Source organism: bacterium (genome assembly GCA_040755795.1).
In the GTDB taxonomy this organism is placed as follows: domain Bacteria; phylum UBA9089; class CG2-30-40-21; order CG2-30-40-21; family SBAY01; genus JBFLXS01.
Map to the genome: position 1 here is coordinate 1 of JBFLXS010000720.1, position 1,214 is coordinate 1,214.

The 1,214-nt window shown below is 32.9% G+C and carries 2 protein-coding genes; both read left to right on the forward strand.

The genetic code is table 11. The features are described 5' to 3' along the window. Window positions 1-27: 27 nt before the first annotated feature. Entirely contained in the window at window positions 28-285 is a 258-nt protein-coding gene (locus AB1414_21180; protein ID MEW6609926.1) for a hypothetical protein, read from the forward strand. A gap of 53 nt (window positions 286-338) precedes the next feature. Continuing rightward, window positions 339-950: a DUF3800 domain-containing protein gene (locus AB1414_21185; GenBank protein MEW6609927.1), complete on the forward strand. Its 612-nt coding sequence runs from the start codon at window positions 339-341 to the stop codon at window positions 948-950. Window positions 951-1,214 lie beyond the last annotated feature (264 nt).

Consider the following 1,214-nt stretch of genomic DNA (forward strand, 5'->3'; position numbering starts at 1 on the left):
GAAATTAATAGAAACTAATAGAAATTTATGGAAATTTGTTGTTTTCCACAATCAATTTCTACCTATTTCTATAAATTTCAATCTATTTCTATTATCTTATCTCCATATCACTCTTATCTCCTTATCCTCTTTCTTACACTTTTGATATATAGCCTGAACGGTTGTCGATTTTGGAAAATCGACCTACAAATAGTTGAAGGAGTTGAGGATGATGAAAAAATGGATGGCCGCTCTGGCAGTGGTGAGTGCGGTTTTGGTGTTGGGACAGGAGGTTGTATCTGTTGAGCCGAAAGCAAAAGAGGAGGTTGAGTTTTAGTGAATTGAGGGTGAATTTATAAATGTATATCTATCTGGATGAATCTGGTGATTTAGGGTTTTCTGAAAGAGCATCAAATTACTTTGTAATTACTTTACTCTTTGTTAAGGAGGTAAAGATGGTAAAGGAATGCATTAAGAAAATCCGACATAAGAAGTTAAAGAAGCAATTGCAAAAACTTCCTGAAATAAAGGCATATAATTCTAATGATAGGATACGAAGTATGGTCTTAAGATGTCTTGTTAGCAAAGATATTGAGGTTCATACTATAGTGCTTGATAAAACTACAATAAGTACAAAATTAAAAAAGGAGAATCTTTATAATTATCTTACTGGAATGCTAATTGAAGAGTGTGCTTTGCTTAATCGTTCATCAGTTACTCTTGTTGTTGATAAGAGAACTTCTAAATATCATGTTATAAAAGAGTTTAATCAGTATGTTAAATTTAAAGTAGAATCTCAGATATCTCTTCAAACTAAGTTTAAAATACACCATAAAGATTCAGAAACAGATGGAGGATTACAAGCAGTTGATTTTATCTCATGGAGTATATTTCGAAACTATGAGTGGAAAGATTCAAGGTTTTATGACTTGATTAAAGAAAAGATAACTATTGAAAAGAAATTATATTAATAAAAAAAGCGGTCCCTACAGCATATACTTCCGTGACTTAACCCACCTTACAGCAGGAAACATCACGGTACGCTGGAGGACTTACCCGCTTTTGATATAATTATAACCCATGATTGAAGAAATGTCAAGAAAAAATTCGACCTGTGCGGTTAGAAATTACAAGCAAATTTCCTCAAACCTGAAAGGTTTGACTTTTACATAACCGTAGATAAAATCTACGGAGAGAAGAAAAGCTCCTGCTTACTACTCAACCCTGAAAGGGTT